This is a genomic window from Vibrio sp. NC2 (assembly GCF_025195005.1).
Taxonomy (GTDB): domain Bacteria; phylum Pseudomonadota; class Gammaproteobacteria; order Enterobacterales; family Vibrionaceae; genus Vibrio; species Vibrio splendidus.
Window position 1 is genome coordinate 298,423 of the sequence record NZ_JANVFC010000002.1, and the last position, 17,098, is coordinate 315,520.

A 17,098-nucleotide genomic window follows, 5' to 3' on the forward strand; every position below is an offset into this window, starting at 1 on the left:
TTTCATAAGCGGCTTATCTATTTACTCATTCAAATATTATGAGCTTGGCGCGACTCGCTTCTCTTTCAGCTGCTCAATAACATAGTCAGGAGCCACTTTACCTAACTCACTTAAGCAATCATCGGTCTTGTCGTTGCCGTATCGCACGTAGATATCACATACCGCGTATAACTGCTCCGGAGAACCAGAGATCAAATACGCCTTCTCGAACGATTTAGTCGATTTGTCGATATCCAGCTCTTCTTGTAGTACCCCATTCAAGTACCAGTAGTAGCTGTTATCTTTTGCAAGTTCTGCTGCTACTTCAATCTCTTTGGCTGCTGCTGCCTTGTCTTCAAGGCGAACCAAAGTTAATGATTTAGAATAGTGCATCGCTGCATTGTCCGGCACGTTCTTCAAACCACGATCCAACACCTCGACCGCTTGTTGATCTTTATTCTGAGCTCGGAAGTTATCCGCGTAGCTCAGCCAAACTTGAGGGTCTTTCTGGTGAGTATTAATCAACTCAAGATAAATCGTTTCCGCTTTATCCCATTCATTGTGCCAACGGAGCACGTCAGCGAACAACAATTGAAACTCTTCAGATTCTTGTGATTCCAAGAATGTGATTAACTCAGCGACAGGTTGTTCGATTTGTGCTTTCTGCTCTTTATCTAACGTATTGTAATCACGAACTAAGTTCGATGTTGCTGAATGACGAACCATAGAGTCTGTATCGCTCAGCAAAGGCGAAACTAACGCCCAACGATGCTCAAGTTGATATGGCGAAGAACCGATAATCGAAGCCTCACGAACTTCAGGGTTTTGATCTTTCAAACCTCTTGCCACCGCCACCAGCGCATTCTGGCTTGGATATGAAGCAAGCTCTTGCAGTGCACCAGTACGATTTTCAACAGATTGGTTCTGATCTTGTGCCATGTAAGACAACTGTTGAATACGGGTTTGAGTGTCCGTCATTTCGAGCACTTGATTAATATTTTTTGCCGGTGCGTCAACAGTTTGCTGAACGCTATTCGCTGCCATTGCTGACGTTGAAATCAATGCGGACGTTGAAACTAATAGAGCAACAGCCGTCGCTAAACTCTTCTTCATCATAGTATTACCTTAAACTGGAGAACTTAGCCTGTCCTTAGACTCGTATCTGATTAAATTTGTCTTGGACCTGTTGACCCAAAAAACGAGTTAAAACTTGGTCTCGAACGTAGTTTGTTGCGCTTGTTTTGCACGATGTGCCATCAATACTGAATCACTGAATTTGCCATGAGCAACCGGATGCCCCATCGCACGAGCGATATAAGCCATCGACTTGTCCACATGAGAAAAGAACTTGTGCCAACCTGCACATAAGTAGTTCAAGCCCGGTTCGCCTGCGCGAGTTTTGATAAAGCGGTTTTTAGGACATTCACCATGACAAGCAAACTTGTAATCACACTGCTGACATTGACTGGTCATTGTGCGTGATTTAGCAAAACCAAACTTTTGCTGTGGTGCGCTGTACGCCAAATCATCAAGCTTCTCGTGATGAATATTGCCAATCTTGTATTCAGGGTAAACATAGTGGTCGCATGAGAATACGTCGCCATTAGGCTCCATCGCGAGGCCTTTACCGCAGATTTCATTCAGAGTACAAAGCGGGTTAGGACGCCCTATCCATGTTTCTAAACTTGCTTCAAAATACTGAACGAACACTTTACCGATGTCGTTCTTCGCCCACTCATCAAATACAGAAATAAGGAAGTTACCCCAAGCCAAGTCCGACACACACCACGATTCCATGATCGAATCTTTATGGCCGGGGGTCAGGCGTTTGTCGCCTTGCTTAAGTTGCTCACTCACTTGAGACGTTTGTGGCGCAACCGTTCGGAACGTTTTCTGTTCAACGATAGGAATAAACTGCATTTGCGGTGACTTCACCACATCACGTAGGAAGCGATACACCTCAAGTGCATTTTGACTGGTGAGGTTATTCACACAAGTCAGCGTTGCGAACTTCACTTGGTGTTTGTGCAGCAGCTCCACAGCCGCCATCACTTGTTTGAATGTGCCACGGCCTGCTCTGTTAACACGATACGCATTGTGCAGCATTTCAGGGCCATCAATACTCAAGCCGATTAGGAAATTGTTCTGTGCTAAGAATCGCCCCCAGTCGTCATTCAATAATGTGCCATTGGTTTGTAGATCGTTTGAAATCAACACCCCTTCAGGTCGGTACTTTTTCTGTAGCTCAACCACTCTTTCAAAGTACGCTAAACCTAGCATGGTCGGCTCACCGCCCTGCCATGAGAAGATAATTTCAGGCGTATTTTGACCTTCGATGTATTGTCGGATGTAGGTTTCTAACGTCTCATCATCCATTCTTGGAGAACTGCCTTTCTTGTACTCCAACAAATCTTGCTTACTTAGGTAATAACAATATTTACAGTCAATGTTGCACGCTGCGCCAATTGGCTTAGCCATAACATGCAAGCGTTTAGAGGCTTTACCATTGTATTGTGGACCTTGAGTAATGTGCATGATTTATCTACCTATCTTAGTGTCTGTAGCCATCATAATGCCTATTTCAGTCAGTGGCATGTTATACCCTTTATAACCAATAGGAATGACCTTAAACGTTAAAATTGCCCTCTATTTCGAACATTCGAGGCACGTGATGAAATTTTTCAATTACAAACAATTAGCGGCGATCAGCAGCGTCACCATGACTATTTTCCTAAGCGGCTGTGCGAGCGTGCCTACACACCCTATCGCCCAACAAATCGACCAAGAGATGGTGCTAGTTGAAGGTGGTACATTCACCATGGGTTCGAACGATCCTGAAGCGACCAAAGCAGAACGACCAGCGCGAGATATAACTGTAGATAGTTTCTACATTGCGAAGTTTGAGGTGACTCAAGAATTGTTCGAATCGGTGATGGGTTCATCTCTCAGTTATTTCCAAAACCCACAAGTTCCGGTCAATAACTTAAGTTGGCAACAGGCGAACTACTTCGTTGAACAATTGAACGAACTTACAGGTGAAGAATACCGTCTGCCGACTGAAGCTGAATGGGAATTTGCAGCGAAAGGTGGCAACAAGAGCAAAGGCTATACTTACAGTGGTTCCAATAACTTAGATGATGTTGCGTGGTACTCAGCAAATTCTAAAAATAGCGCACATCCAGTCGGGCTAAAGAAGCCAAATGAACTAGGCTTATATGACATGACCGGAAACGTGGGTGAGTTTGTGATTGATGCCTTCGATGACACCTTCTACCGATTCGGTCCAACAGACAATCCTAACAACGCAAAACACAGCGACGTTGGTTTATCACATAAATCGGTTCGCGGTGGCAGCTTTGCTTATGACGAAAACGAATCTGAAAGTTACCGTCGCGACTTCGCAAGCCAATCTATCACTATGTCAGATATGGGCCTGCGTTTAGTTAAGGATGCGAACTAGCTAAAAATACGAGCTAGTTATAGGTGCAGACGGTTATGACTCAATAATCTTCACCAACAATCCTAAAAATACGATTCGCACTGTATACACGTTAGAAATCTGACCAAATATTAGATATCTGACCAAACCTTAGAACTCTGCGGCAATACTGAATAAGGAAACTCTATGCAATACACCAAGCTTTCAGGACTAACACTCGCGTTACTCTGTGCCTTCCCTGTTTCGGCTGCGGAAAAGCCAGATCTAGTCCTTCAAATCACGGTAGATGGCCTGCGCGCAGATCTAATCGAACGATATAAGCATAACTTCGGTGAAGGTGGTTTCCGGTACTTAATGGATGACGGCACTTACTACACCAACGCGAACTACCAACATGGCAACACGGAAACGATCGTGGGGCATGTGTCGCTTGCAACAGGTGCGCCACCGAGCGTACACGGCATGGTAGGTAACGTTTGGTATGACCGTAGCGAAGAGCGTTTGGTGTATAACGTAGAAGACGGCAACTACAAAATGTTGACCTCTGGCGCGGGTGTCGACAAAGCAACAGAGATCGACCCAACGCAGAAGACAGCACAGGGCGATGGACGTTCTCCGGAGCCAATACTTTCCACCACGTTTGGTGACGAGTTGACGATTTCCAATAGTGGCAAATCAAAAGTGTTCGGTGTATCAGTGAAAGACCGCGGCGCAATCTCATTGGCGGGACACAGTGGTAAAGCCTTCTGGTTCTCCAAAGCGCAATCTGAGTTTGTCACCAGCAACTATTACTACGACGAGTATCCAGATTGGGTATCACGTTGGAACGAGAAAGCAATTGCTGCTCAGTACTCGAAACAGAAGTGGGAGCTCTCATTACCACGTGACAAGTACACGCTTCAAGAACACGATACCGAACACAAAGTGAAACTCGGTGACTTCCAACGCACCTTTCCTCACCCTTATGGCCCTGCAAGTTACAAGTACTACAGCACAACGCTAACCGTTAGCCCGGCCGGTGACGAGATCACAGAAAACTTTGCAAGCACACTGTTGATGCAAGAGAAGCTAGGCCAAGGTGAAGTGACTGATTATCTGTCTGTGAGTTTCTCATCAAACGACTACGTGGTGCACTTATACGGCCCTGAAAGCCTAGAAACAGAAGACAACCTAATTCGACTTGATAAGACGATCGCCAAGCTTCTTAAAACCGTTGATAACCAAGTCGGGCTAAAAAATACATTAATTGTGTTGTCTGCCGATCATGGTGTCCCTGAATCTTCACCCGCGGCAAATGCGCTTGGCTTTAATCAAGCTCAATACTTCAATAAAGATACACTGCTCTCGAGTGGTGTTGAGAAGCGATTGAAGGATGAATTTGGTCTAACCAAAGACGCAATTCGCTTGTACGCACAGCCTTATATCTATCTGAATCACGATTTAATCGCAGAGAAGAAACTTGACCTAGCTAAAGTGCAGGAAGCGATCGCCGATGAAATAGCGAAAGTGAAGGGTGTGGCGTTTGCAGTATCAAGCAGTGATATTGCAGCAAACCGAGTGCCTGATACTCATGTGATGCAGCTAATCAAAAACAACTACCACCCTGCTCGTTCAGGTGACGTGTATGTGGTATTTGCACCGCGTAGTTACATTAACGACATGGAAGGCCTTCAAATCGCCTCTACACATGGCTCGCCATGGAAGTACGATACGCATGTCCCTGTAATCTTCGCAGGCTACGACGTTGAAGCCCAGAAGATCTCGCGTGCAATCACGCCATACGACATTGCACCAACACTTTCGAACAAACTGGGGATAACCCAACCAAGTGGATCAATTGGAGAGGTGTTACAAGAGGTCACTGAGTAGAGTATACCTCTAAGGTTTCGTGAGCTAGATTTCGAATCCAGAACCCACTCATTAAGAGAGTCGTTTATCATATTCAGACTGATTCAGTCGAAACAGATAAGCGGCTCTTTTTGATTAATAAAGGATAGATTGAATCTAACCTAGTTCTTACCAGAATATCGAAACGCTTCTCTGGTCAGCTGATCCAACTGGTCATCATTCATCTTGTTGTGCACAACCGTGATACGGCCTAAATAAACCAGTGGGACTTCTGCTTCACGCTCTTCCAAATGAAACTTGATCGCCTCGGCCGTTGCCACACCAAGATCATCACTCATTCTCATTGGAGTCGCATCCAATTCATCCGTACGAATCTTTTCAATCTCTTTCGCTGTACCGCCCCAACCCGTCACATAGATTTCAGACAACATGTCGGCATTGTTTAATGCATCCACCGCTCCCATGGTCATCGCAGTATTGGCATTGTGAACCATGGTCACCTCAGGGAAATTACCGAGCACTAAACGAATCCCATCGGCACCGCCTATCTTCTGGTATTGCCCAAAGTGCTCATACACTGTTAACCAATCACCTTTCTCTTCTACGCAATCAATGAAACCTTGCGAGCGTTGAGTATCGGTTATTCCCGGTATCCCACGATTCGCTGAAAATTCCACGTCGTTGCCGAGCTCTTTCACCACATGGTCACACAGGACATCGGCCCCCATCGCGCTTGAAAAATCGAACCAGCTATCCGGTTGATGTTTCCATTGTTCATTGGGCGTGTGAAAAGCCCAAATAAAGGTTTTGAACTCTGTCGAAGCAGACAGTTTTTGAATATTCTCAGCTTGAATACCCAGCTCAGAAGGGCCGAAAATAACGAAGTCGTAAGGGGTTTCAGAGTTCAACACTTGTTCGGTGTATTGGGTCTGCAATGAGTGCTCAATTTGCCTTGAAGTGAACTCGCTGATCTCAAATGGTAACTCCAAAGCGACGAGCCTTTGCTTCAATGCTGTGTAATTTCTTGTCCAAAAGTCAGAAATATCTGCACTTGGGTAAATTAATGCAATTCTAACCGGTTTTTCTACCGACATTGGAGCCAAAAGAATCGGTTCGCCACTCACAGTCTCTTGAAATTTTTCGAGTTTCTGAGCATCAGCCTCCACCCTTATCCGGTCAGACTTGGCGTACAAAGGGAGGGAAAAACACGCTGTCAGTAGGGTTAGCAAGACGTTTTTACAAATTTGACCCGGCATAACTGTTACCAAATGTTTGAATGTTTATTAACATTATTATAAATATAGAGCGATTATAAGTTAAAGCGTTTTATAAGCCATATGAATAAGAGATTAAATTTTGCGAGTTTGTTGCTCGCTATTACTTGCTACTCTCAGAGTTTTGCGGGTAATCATGAAGACGATTTCTTCCAATATGCTGAAGAAAAAGTGATGCGTGCGGTTTCCAACCAGCGAACGTGGAATGGCCCCACACAAGGCCCTGCCGTGCGCCATGAAAAGAACGTTATTTTTGTCGCGTCTGATTTACGTAATGGTGGCGTTTATGGCGTTGGGAAAGGCATATCTGAAGCCATTTCTAACATCAATTGGCACCTTAGATTCATCGATGGATTAGGCTCAGAAGTGCGCCAAGGTGCAGCTATCAGGAAAGCGATTGGTTTTGAACCCGATGCCATTGTTTTGGGCGGCATTGACGCTGTCCGACACAAAACCATTTTGAAACAAGCTGAAGATCTGGGAATCGTTGTCATTGGATGGCACGCGACTGAACTTGTCGGTGGTAATCCAGAAATAGGTTTATACACCAACATCACCACCGACCCTCTCGATGTCGCGGAAGTGGCCGCGCTACTCGCGATTGTAAACTCAAACGGTCGAGCGAGAACCGTGGTGTTCACCGACCCTAACTATGAAATCGCGATGATCAAAGCCAACGCGATGGTTAATACCATCAAGCGTTGCAGCGCTTGTGATGTACTTGAGCTTAACTATTTACCGCTCGATAAAATTGCCGAGCAAATGCCTGCGACATTAAAGAACCTAGATGAGAAGTACGGCGAGAAAGTCACTCATCTCCTGGCAATCAACGACCTGTACATTGATTATGCTATCCCTTCTTTGGAATCAAACCTAGAGGAGTACCGGTTGATACCACAAAACATCTCAGCGGGTGACGGTAGCAAGGCCGCGTACAAAAGAATCAATAGCGGTCAATTCCAACTAGCAACAGTACCTGAACCTTTATATCTACAAGGCTGGCAAATAGTCGACGAACTCAACCGAGCATTTAATCACATGCCGCCAAGTGGGTACTCTGCCCCCGTGCATCTCGTCACGCCCGATAATGTTGAAGAACTCATCAGCCAGTCAGACAAAGGCATCTACGACCCTAAAAATGGCTACCGTGAAGCGTATCTGAAAATTTGGAAGCCACAATGAAATTACCTCAGATAAACATCACCCAACGACTCATTATTTCGAACCTGCTTTCGCTTTTGATTGTCAGCTTTGCTGTCATCATGGTGATTCGATCTCTCTATTACGTCGAGTCGACGCTTAAAAACGAAACTTCAACACACGTATCAGACTTGATTGTTAACTCTGAAATCAGCCGACGCGTATTTACGCTCACCTCTCGAGTTAAGCTACTTGAACAGACTTTTTTGTTCAGTGAAACCACACTGTCGGAAGAAGCATTTAATGTCGATTTCCAGCTTCAACGACTCAGAGACCTATCAACTAACGAAGGTTTCTCGCAAAAAATTGATGCCTTTATCGATAACTTCCACCGTTTCTTAGGCAGTTCGCTCGCATTAAATCGAATTCTAAAGCAGACCAATCAAATCGACGCCACGTTAGCCGAACAGCTTGATCAGCTCGAATTTGCGATAGCCGACAGCAAGCTTAGGCACTTAGACCAACCAAATTTCATTCGTTATAACAATGAATTAGATCTCATCAACATGTTGAGAGAGTCGTTCCTCACCTCAGGAAAAATGGTTGGAGACATTCACAGTCGCATCACGCCAGAAACGGAGAAAGTACTGCTTATCGAGGTCGAGAAAGAACTCGATATATTCTTACTCCACTTAGAAAACGTTGATATCGAAACGACAGCGGTTATTGCTGAGAAGAAAAGAATCAATCGAACGGTGAAACGATACAACGCCGCTTTAAAACGCATTAGAGCGAATTTGGAGCAGCGTTGGCTGGTAATGGCTTCGCTCTTAGTCGCTCAAAGCGACCTGTTAGAGATGGTAGAAAAAACCGAGTCACGCGTACAAAGCCAAGCCTTAGAATTAACCGACCAGCTTGAAAAAGAGATCGGTTTATCAAGAATGAACGCCATTATTATCAGTTTTTCAGCCGTTGTATTATCGATGTTGTTGGTTCACCACGTTGTTCGACACCACATTCGAAAGCCACTCAATGCACTCAGGCATGGTTTTGATCGTCTAGAGTCTGGAAGCCTAAAAAACCCAATTAACTTGGGCCGAAGTGACGAATGGTCTCACTTGGAGAAAGCCTATAACGATATGGCTTCAAGGCTATCTAAGGCATACCTAGACCTCACGGAAGAAAAAAAGAACTTCGACTTCCTCGCCCACCACGATCCACTGACCAGTTTGGCAAATCGACTATTGGCAACCAAACAGTTAGATGAAGAGATCAGGGAATCCTATGAGAACAACGCCTCTTTCTTGCTGTTCTACCTCGACATTGACGAGTTTAAGACCATTAATGATTCTTTAGGGCATGCACCAGGTGACAACTTATTAGTCAATGTCGGGCACATATTGAGTAACTTAGTGGGTGATAAAGGATTTGTTGCCCGAATGGGTGGAGACGAGTTCTTGGTTGTTTACTCAAACATTGGGTTAGACGAAGGCGAACCTATCGCAGACCGCTTAAATCAAGCGTTAAGAAAGCCTTATTACATCGATGATAATTCTATCTTTGTATCGGCGAGTATTGGTGTGTGTGAGTACCCCACTCATGGTTTAGATCGTGAAACTCTAATCAGAAATGCGGACACAGCAATGTATCACGCAAAGCGAAACGGCCGAGATCAATATCGCGTCTACGCGGACGAAATGACTCACGAGGTAAATGACTTGATTGAAACCAACATGGGGCTTCATCAAGCCATTGCCAATGACGAGCTTGAAGTTTTCTTCCAACCCAAAGTCAACTTAGACTCGCAAGACATCATTGGTGCCGAGGCTCTAATACGTTGGCGTCACCCTAAACTGGGCTTATTGCCACCCGTCGATTTCCTTGAGGTTGCCGAAAAGAGTGATCTTATTATCGACATTGATAAATGGGTATTTAAGAAGGTAGCGAATCTGATTACCGAATGGCAACGCGCAGGAATGGACCTACAGGGCGTGATTTTTTCCATCAACTTCTCAGCGAGAATGTTCTATATGACCGATCTGGCAGACCAGTTACAAGTGATACTCGACGAAACGGATTGTCAGCCTCATCAGCTGCTTCTGGAAATCACAGAAAGGGATATGATGCGAGATTTCGAGACTTGTTCAAGGACCATCGAGGTACTTCATTCTAAGGGTTACAAGATCGCTATCGATGATTTTGGAACGGGTTATTCTTCGTTGTCGGTGTTGAAGAATCTTTCCGCCGATTGCGTAAAATTAGATCGAAGCTTTATTGAAGATATTAACTCGTCAAAAGTAGATTATGAGATTACTTGCGCGGTTCTCAAGCTCGCGCAAATACTCGATTTCTCAGTGATTGCAGAAGGCCTTGAAACCCAGAATCATGTAACGACTCTACGCCAGATTGGTTGTAAATATGCTCAAGGCTATTTCTTCGCGCGACCTTTGCCTATTGATGATTGGGTGTCCTACTTCTTGCTTAACTCAGAACAGAGCCCAAAAGAGGCTTAGTATCCGTTACTTAAATCAAACAATTCAGTAAGTTAAGTCCCTTCACTGATTTATGGTTAAACAAGGGCTGCCTTCGGGCAGCACCAAGCGAAACATATCTGACGAGTCCCACATGACTCTAACTTGCAGGCCAATATCCCGCTCCCTTGCAATAAACGCCGCTTACCTCAGCTCAGGGATACTGGCTTTCTTTCCATTTAAAATCGCGCGAATGCTTTCTATGACCATGCCCTTTAGAAGCTAACTTGATAACTCTTTTGCTGCCGCTTTGAGCTTAGTGCGCAACCACTTGTGGCTAGGTTCGTTAGTGCGACTGGGGTGCCAAATCATACACATATCGAGGTCTTCCAATTCGAATGGCAAAGGCAGAGTTTTAACGTCATATTTTTCAGAAAAGCAACGCACCGATGACATAGGTAGCACTCCAATGTAATCAGAGCCCTCAATAACAGGCAGCATCTCAACAACGCCAGCAGCTCGATAGACTATTCTACGTTTTTCAAGGTCACTGTAGTGTTCAGAACTCAATAAGCTTCTACGTGCATGCCACCTAGAGACCACCACATGATCAAGTGATAAAAACTGTTCCATATCGATAGTATCACCAATCGTGGGATGGTCTTTACGACACACCACCACCAGTTCCTCTTTAGAGATCACCTCATGCTTGAGCATGGTTCTTCCTCTTGGCGTCATATCGATAATGACATCATGTCTTTGCAGCCTTAAATCAGACTCGTAATCTTCCGTAAATAGAGGATGAACTTCTAATGCGATACCTGGTGCGACTTGACTGATTAACTGCATGACTCTTGGCATCATTTCATAACTCGCTGCTGAAACGCAGGCAATTGAAAACACACGGCCAGAGGTTTTAGGGTCGAAATCTCTTGATGCTGATAAGGTAGAAGTAAAGTTTTTCAGCGCAGCAGCCATTGCTGGATAGATATCAATAGCGAATGTGGTTGGCTCTACGCCAGAAGTAGTTCGATGAAACAGTGGCTCGTCATAGATATCTCTCAACCTTGCAAGCGCTTTGCTCACAGCTGGCTGGCTTATATCCATGCGATTAGCAGCCCTAGATAAGTTCTGCTCTTCATAAATAGCGACAAATATAGGAATTAGATTGAGTTCGGTACTTTTCATACAGTTCCATATTAAAGAAGCAGGTTCCCCATAGTAGAGAACCTGCCGATTTTGTTCGATGCGAATAACTAAAGTTTGCTACTTAGTTCTATCTTTTAAGTCTGGCAAGGCTTTAGGGATTTTCAAGCGGTCGAAAATTGAACGAGAATTGCTTGAGTTTGATTTATCACTGGGTAATTTACGTAAGCTTTTCCATAAACGAGTAAATACGTTTTTGTCTTCACGCCCTTGTTGGAGGGATTCACTGTCTTCTAGCCAACGCTTTTGTCCATTCAATTTACCAAGTTGCGCTTTACCCAGTTGTGCTTTATCCAGCTCTAACTGAGAGGTTTCGTTTCGCAATTGGCGGTAGATAAAGGTTCTTAATGCAGGCCAATTACCTTGCTTAAGTAAACGACGTAGTACCAACCAACCTGGTGTTGGGCGGTTCGCATAATAACGTTTAACAGAAACAAAGCACGCCACACTGAACAACAGTGCCAGACCAACGCTAATAAACACTGACATGTAAGCCTTGATGAAAGATTGGACTGTGTGTTTGGCTTCAAACACATTCCCTTTTATCACTACATTTTCAAGGCGTTGATTCTTGCTGTCCCACCACTGAAGTGAAAACTCTGGCAACGTAAATTCACCGCCCTGCTGAATAATATAAACCGTCTCCTCAATTCGACTGGAACGGTAGTTACCACGATCTTGAGTATCCTCTAAACGATTAGGCTGCGGGTAAGCTTGATATTGCTGAGTCGATTTATTATTCAACACGTCCGGAAGTAATACAGAAAGGCTGTCTTTTGCCTTGATGGTTACCGTTCGAGTAATAGCATCGCCTACTTTTAAGTTTTCACTCGAGCGTTGCCATTGTTGCTCTGTATCTACTTCTGTTGCAGAAAACCAAGGCGATTCATTATCAAGTAAACCTGAAGGCAACGAAGCTTCAAACTTAATTGACTGCGTGTAAAGCGTGCCGCCAACGTTAGAACCATCAGGTGCAGAAACTTGGACGCGAACCGGCACGGTTGGAATGACAAACTCGCCAGAAGTCATCGGATAAAGTGTCACTTCCCATCGTTGACGCGACCATGTAGTGCCATTGACCCGTTCCGTGTAATTAGTCGCGAGTTGGTTACGTTGCTTAGCGATCACGTTAGGGATTTCGATACTGCCGATTCGAGTCCCTCCCGTTAACCAACGCGGCGTCGCCACCTCAATATTCAGAATTACCTGCTCATTAACGCTCACTTTAGTCGGCGTTATCTTATCGCCTGACTTTGGCTTTTCCCCTACCCAAGCGATAAGCTCAACGTCACCACTTTTTTGGAGATCGAAGATATCGGCAGCAGAAGCAACAGCAGGAAAAAACCAACTCAACATAAGAGTCATCGGCAGTAACCACTTATGGGATCTGAATCGCACTCTCTTTGATTGAATGGCTTCAAGAGCTAAATCATATCGACTCATTGGGTTTGCTCCTGTTTTGATGCCTGTTCCTGTTTTGACGCTTGTTCGATGGAAGGTGCAGGGTCTCGTAGCTGAATTTGGAATTTAGATTTTAAGAAGAACTTAGGGTCCGCTTCTACTCGTTTTAACCACTTATCGGCAAGCTCTTGGCTACCCAAAATTTCATTGGCATTAAGCGTTTCCTTGAGCATCAATTCCGCTACCGTTTCTTCTTCAGCGCCATCACCCGTTCGTGGCTGATCGTCTTCGAGTTCTAACGACTCTTCAGGGCCATCTGTGGTTCCAGACTGACTTTCACTGGTTCGGTTAACCTCTTCGACAATTCCACTAAGTACAGCAAGATTGTTCTCCACATCCGTTCTTAGTTCTGGTGACAGATCCTCTTTCTCGCTTAATGATTTCAAAAGGTCTCGCGCAGCAAGGTATTCACGCTGCCTGGCTAACGCGCTCGCCGCGTTGTATAAACCAAGGTCAGTTTTGGTTTGCAGGAATGCGCTGTGAGCTAGCTTAAAATCGCGAGCATAGTAGTAAGCCGCGCCTTTTCTCATTGGGTCAGTAAAATGTTTTGCCGCTTCAAGGTATTCCTTCTGGTTCAACAGGCGTTGACCTTGTTGGTCAGGCGTTAACCATAAGTCCCACCACCATTGAGCTGTTTTATCCCAAGCCGTAACCGACTCCACCACAACGGGTTTCTCAGCGGTTAAGTTGACGGTTTTCGCCAAAATGCTTGGTGAATACAGGCTGCCCGAAATCACTAGACCAACGACACACCACTGCACCAGCCAGCCTTTTCTGAACCATAGCAACATAATGAAAGCCATTGGAATAAGCAGTCCATAGCCCATGTCTTTCCAAGGCATTGAAGATTCGCCGTTGAGCTGCATGTTTCTTTCAACCGCTCTGTTCAGTTGTTGGATATCCGAATCATCAACGGTCACCTCAACCACTCGTCCACCCGTCTTACTCGCTAAGTTACGCAGTGAATCTAGGTCGACTGGATTATCACTCACCACATTACTGTTTCCTGCGGCGAGAATGAGCAACTGATACGGATTGTCGTTAAAGAAACTCTCGTACGCCCTAATGGTGCTTGGGTTTACACCATCTGATACCAACAGTACAGAAGAGCCTAACTCACCAGACAGTTGCTGATTAATCAATGGCAGTGCTTCTTTTGCTGACTTACCTGATACCGGCATGATATCGGGTGTGATAGCCGCTAGAAACGGTTCGAATACCTTGCTGTCTTGAGTGACGGGCATCGCGACGTGTGCGCTGCCTGCATAAACCACTAAGCCCGTATTACCGCCTTTCCGAGCTGCTAATAAGTCTCTAATCTTCTGCTTAGATCGTTCCAAGCGACTCGGTGGTAAGTCTTTAGCGAGCATAGATTCACTGTTATCAAGCACAACCAACATCGACGCTTTGTCTTCACCAAAAGGCGAAGCCTCACGCTGCCATGTTGGGCCAGAACAGATAATGATGGCGATAGTTACAATCACCACCAATAGCTTCAATGGCAGCTGCTTACGCCAGCCTGTTTCGCCAATCGTCAAAGCATCACGTAAGTGTGAAGGTAGAATGTCTTTCCACGTTGGTTTGGTCTCTTCTCTCCAACGAACCCATAACAGGAAGAACATCGGAATAAAGGCCAATAACCACAAAGGTCGGATAAAATGAAACTGGGTAAAGAACTGTTGTATCGTGAGAGAATCAGGCATCATCCTCTCCTTTCAATTTTTTAGTTTTAGAAGCCAAAAGCGACCTTCTACGTAAAGTCGCCAGACTAAAGGCAGTCAGATACATCACAACAACAATCGCCATTAAGTAATGGTGTAGCCCCTGTTTATGACGATAAGTGGTACTTTCATATAACTGTGGTTCTAGTTCACCGATTTGAGCGTAGGCTTTGGTCAGTTCGTCGCGGTTAAGCGCCTCAAAGGCTTCGCCACCAGACTCTTGAGCCACTCGCTTGATGGTCTCCATATCCAAAGCCACTTCACCAACGGTTTGTGGGTCACCCATGGCGATCACGTGAATACGAACGCCTTTCGCTTTCGCAACTTTGGCGGCATCAATCGGTTCAACAAAGCTTCCCGTATCATTACCGTCGGTTAATACGATCACGACCTTCTCTTTTTCGTTGGCATCAACACTTGAATCTTGAACGGCAGCACTTTGCTTTTCGCTTTGTTCAAACACCTTAATCGCCAAGCCAATTGCATCACCTAAGTGCGTGCTTTGCCCTGCCATAGCGACATCGGTTTGATTAAGCAGTTCAAGCCACACATCTTGGTCAGCGGTAAACGGTGTTTGTACAAACGCTGCATCACCAAAAAGAATCAAACCGAGTCGGTCCCCTTTTCGGGTAGTCGCAAAATCAGCCAACACTTCTTTGGTCGCGTCCAAACGAGATATTTTATCGCCCCGCTTAGAGGTAAAGTCTTGTTCTGCCATTGAGCCAGATAAATCGACCACTACCATCACATCACGACCTAATTGTTCGCGAACTTGCGGCTCACCAAGAATGGTTGGTTTAGCGAGCGCGCACACCACTAATGCCCAAGTAATAATGAGCGTGGTTCGTTGCCACCAGCTTGGTGTTAGCTGGCTTGCCCCTTCAGACGGCGCTTCACCAATAGCTTCAACCAATTCACTGAAAAATGGCACCTTGATGGCCATTTGCTTAGTTCGATAAGCTGGCACGGCAAAGTAGACCAACAACGGCAAAGGCAGCGCGATAAACCACAGTGGGTGCGCGAATTCAAAGCTGGAAGATAAAACATCAAACATTGTCTTGCCCCTCAACCGTTACCTGTACATTCGGCTTGTGAAGTTTTAGCCACATCATCGCGGTTTGAATTACCTCTAAACGCTGTTCAAAGCTCAAACGCACATTAGGGTCAATTAGGCTTTGCATCCATAATTCCGAAACTTCATAGGCAAAGAACGCATTGCTGTTTTCACTTGTGTTAGCGCTACCAGGCAGATAAGCGTTTAGACAGTTTACATAGTCTTGTCCAAACAGCTTTGCATTACTGCTGTCTAGGTAACGAAGCACCACTTTGAGGACTTTAAAGGTTCGCTCGGTTGAGTTCTTGTCTCGTGCATCCAATAGCACGAGCTCTTGAAGCGCTTCTTTGCGATAACGGTTATTCCACCATTTCTGCGCCAAACGATAAACCAGATAGATAGCGACCAATAACAGAATAACGCCAAAGATCTTCCAGCCGATCGTTTGAGGAGCCCAGCTCACACTGTCAGGAATCGCTACATCGTGCAGTTCGCGGAGGATATAAGTACTTGGGGGAGTATGTTCAACAGCCATTTAGCGCCCTCCCACTAGCTTCTGCAGCTGCGATATGTGATTGCCTGACGTGTCTAATTCAATATAAGGGAGGTTTTTCATCGCCATCAATTTAGCAAGGGACTGTTTCTGAAGTGCCGCTTTCTGAGCAAGACTTTCACTCGCGAGGTTTACCTTAGATTGGCTATCCAGATTAAGTTGAAAACGACCATCACCCACTACCCAGTTTGCGCTGGCAAGATCTTGAGGCAATGACTGTTCTAATGGATCGGTGACCATAATGGCCAAGATATCGTTGTGTTGCTGTAACTGCTTTAGTCGATCGAGATGTTGTTCTCGGCAGTCTCGCCAGTCACTAATGAATATCAAGGTTGATTGCTTGAGTCTCATTCGCTTGATCAGTTCAATCCACTGGCTAAAACCAACACCCTCGCTGTCACTCACACTCACGTCTAAGCTTTGATTAGCCTTGGTAAGATGCTTTAACTGAGCCAGTAAATCAGACTGTGAACGCTGCGCTTTGGTATGAAACAGTTTTTGGTGTGAGGCTAAAACGAAGCCGACACGGTCACCATCTTTTAGCACTCGCCACCCACACAGTGCCGCCACTTCGGCAGCCACAACGGATTTCATGGTGTTTTGAGAAGCAAAAAACATCGAACTGCGCTGATCGACACAGATCATCACATTACGGTCTTTCTCTTCGGTGTAACTGCGAACATGCGGCTTCCCCGTTCGCATCGTAACTTTCCAATCGAGATTACGGATATCATCACCCAATTGGTAATGACGTAATTCTTCGAAGTTCAAACCACGACCACGGAACAAAGAGTTATGTCTGCCCGAAAGTACGCTGCCCGCTTTTAAATGAGGTAACAGTGAAAATGACTCAGCTTGAGCCTGAATTCGCACTAACCTTGAATAGTCACAGTACAGTCGAGGATCAAGGCCTTGCGGTTTAGGAGCTTGTGTTGGCTTCGCCATGACGCCC

General features: G+C 45.3%; 13 protein-coding genes and 1 pseudogene. 4 read left to right on the forward strand and 10 right to left on the reverse strand.

Translation table 11 applies throughout. The annotated features are described in order from the left end of the window. Positions 1-36: 36 nt before the first annotated feature. Positions 37-1,095, reverse strand: coding sequence for a HEAT repeat domain-containing protein (locus NX845_RS04915; protein WP_215514934.1), 1,059 nt, complete (start codon positions 1,093-1,095; stop codon positions 37-39). A gap of 87 nt (positions 1,096-1,182) precedes the next feature. Next, positions 1,183-2,514 (reverse strand): anaerobic sulfatase maturase, encoded by a 1,332-nt coding sequence (locus tag NX845_RS04920; protein ID WP_215514935.1) that lies wholly within the window; start codon positions 2,512-2,514, stop codon positions 1,183-1,185. Between the two features lie 136 nt (positions 2,515-2,650). Here NX845_RS04920 and NX845_RS04925 point away from each other — a divergent pair, with 136 nt between their 5' ends. Further along, positions 2,651-3,439, forward strand: coding sequence for an SUMF1/EgtB/PvdO family nonheme iron enzyme (locus NX845_RS04925; RefSeq protein WP_004730504.1), 789 nt, complete (start codon positions 2,651-2,653; stop codon positions 3,437-3,439). A gap of 165 nt (positions 3,440-3,604) precedes the next feature. Then, positions 3,605-5,287: an alkaline phosphatase family protein gene (locus NX845_RS04930; protein WP_215514936.1), complete on the forward strand. Its 1,683-nt coding sequence runs from the start codon at positions 3,605-3,607 to the stop codon at positions 5,285-5,287. Between the two features lie 140 nt (positions 5,288-5,427). On the opposite strand, the gene NX845_RS04935 is transcribed toward NX845_RS04930, so the two are convergent. Next, positions 5,428-6,522: a substrate-binding domain-containing protein gene (locus tag NX845_RS04935; RefSeq protein WP_029221937.1), complete on the reverse strand. Its 1,095-nt coding sequence runs from the start codon at positions 6,520-6,522 to the stop codon at positions 5,428-5,430. An 81-nt stretch (positions 6,523-6,603) separates the two neighbouring features. Here NX845_RS04935 and NX845_RS04940 point away from each other — a divergent pair, with 81 nt between their 5' ends. Together NX845_RS04940 and NX845_RS04945 are read left to right on the forward strand one after the other, a co-directional pair. Further along, positions 6,604-7,722: a substrate-binding domain-containing protein gene (locus tag NX845_RS04940; protein ID WP_102482602.1), complete on the forward strand. Its 1,119-nt coding sequence runs from the start codon at positions 6,604-6,606 to the stop codon at positions 7,720-7,722. Beyond that, positions 7,719-10,193 (forward strand): EAL domain-containing protein, encoded by a 2,475-nt coding sequence (locus tag NX845_RS04945; protein WP_215514937.1) that lies wholly within the window; start codon positions 7,719-7,721, stop codon positions 10,191-10,193. The genes NX845_RS04940 and NX845_RS04945 overlap by 4 nt, the downstream gene beginning before the upstream one ends. An 81-nt stretch (positions 10,194-10,274) precedes the next feature. On the opposite strand, the pseudogene NX845_RS23410 reads toward NX845_RS04945, so the two are convergent. From NX845_RS23410 to NX845_RS04975, 7 genes and pseudogenes are all read right to left on the reverse strand, one after another. After that, positions 10,275-10,415: pseudogene (locus NX845_RS23410) on the reverse strand (lipid kinase YegS); the annotation flags it as partial. An 18-nt stretch (positions 10,416-10,433) separates the two neighbouring features. Beyond that, on the reverse strand, positions 10,434-11,339 hold the full coding sequence (locus NX845_RS04950) for a LysR family transcriptional regulator (protein ID WP_004730495.1): 906 nt from the start codon (positions 11,337-11,339) through the stop codon (positions 10,434-10,436). A gap of 78 nt (positions 11,340-11,417) precedes the next feature. Beyond that, entirely contained in the window at positions 11,418-12,800 is a 1,383-nt protein-coding gene (locus tag NX845_RS04955; protein WP_215514938.1) for a BatD family protein, read from the reverse strand. Continuing rightward, positions 12,797-14,521, reverse strand: a complete 1,725-nt coding sequence (locus NX845_RS04960) for a VWA domain-containing protein (protein WP_102556013.1) — start codon at positions 14,519-14,521, stop codon at positions 12,797-12,799. The genes NX845_RS04955 and NX845_RS04960 overlap by 4 nt, the downstream gene beginning before the upstream one ends. Beyond that, a complete protein-coding gene (locus NX845_RS04965; RefSeq protein ID WP_215514939.1) occupies positions 14,514-15,593 on the reverse strand; it encodes a VWA domain-containing protein in 1,080 nt (359 codons plus the stop codon). Before NX845_RS04965 ends, NX845_RS04960 begins: the two co-directional genes overlap by 8 nt. Continuing rightward, positions 15,586-16,128, reverse strand: a complete 543-nt coding sequence (locus NX845_RS04970; protein ID WP_017094549.1) for a DUF4381 domain-containing protein — start codon at positions 16,126-16,128, stop codon at positions 15,586-15,588. Before NX845_RS04970 ends, NX845_RS04965 begins: the two co-directional genes overlap by 8 nt. Beyond that, complete coding sequence (locus NX845_RS04975) at positions 16,129-17,091, reverse strand: DUF58 domain-containing protein (RefSeq protein WP_017080116.1); 963 nt, start codon at positions 17,089-17,091, stop codon at positions 16,129-16,131. Positions 17,092-17,098: the final 7 nt, after the last annotated feature.

Excerpts from the sequence above, each read along its gene's own strand:
- NX845_RS04915 (WP_215514934.1), bottom strand. The coding sequence starts at position 1,095 with ATGATGAAGAAGAGTTTAGCGACGGCTGTTGCTCTATTAGTTTCAACG.
- NX845_RS04920 (WP_215514935.1), bottom strand. The coding sequence starts at position 2,514 with ATGCACATTACTCAAGGTCCACAATACAATGGTAAAGCCTCTAAACGC.
- NX845_RS04925 (WP_004730504.1), top strand. The coding sequence starts at position 2,651 with ATGAAATTTTTCAATTACAAACAATTAGCGGCGATCAGCAGCGTCACC.
- NX845_RS04930 (WP_215514936.1), top strand. The coding sequence starts at position 3,605 with ATGCAATACACCAAGCTTTCAGGACTAACACTCGCGTTACTCTGTGCC.
- NX845_RS04935 (WP_029221937.1), bottom strand. The coding sequence starts at position 6,522 with ATGCCGGGTCAAATTTGTAAAAACGTCTTGCTAACCCTACTGACAGCG.
- NX845_RS04940 (WP_102482602.1), top strand. The coding sequence starts at position 6,604 with ATGAATAAGAGATTAAATTTTGCGAGTTTGTTGCTCGCTATTACTTGC.
- NX845_RS04945 (WP_215514937.1), top strand. The coding sequence starts at position 7,719 with ATGAAATTACCTCAGATAAACATCACCCAACGACTCATTATTTCGAAC.
- NX845_RS04950 (WP_004730495.1), bottom strand. The coding sequence starts at position 11,339 with ATGAAAAGTACCGAACTCAATCTAATTCCTATATTTGTCGCTATTTAT.
- NX845_RS04955 (WP_215514938.1), bottom strand. The coding sequence starts at position 12,800 with ATGAGTCGATATGATTTAGCTCTTGAAGCCATTCAATCAAAGAGAGTG.
- NX845_RS04960 (WP_102556013.1), bottom strand. The coding sequence starts at position 14,521 with ATGCCTGATTCTCTCACGATACAACAGTTCTTTACCCAGTTTCATTTT.
- NX845_RS04965 (WP_215514939.1), bottom strand. The coding sequence starts at position 15,593 with ATGTTTGATGTTTTATCTTCCAGCTTTGAATTCGCGCACCCACTGTGG.
- NX845_RS04970 (WP_017094549.1), bottom strand. The coding sequence starts at position 16,128 with ATGGCTGTTGAACATACTCCCCCAAGTACTTATATCCTCCGCGAACTG.
- NX845_RS04975 (WP_017080116.1), bottom strand. The coding sequence starts at position 17,091 with ATGGCGAAGCCAACACAAGCTCCTAAACCGCAAGGCCTTGATCCTCGA.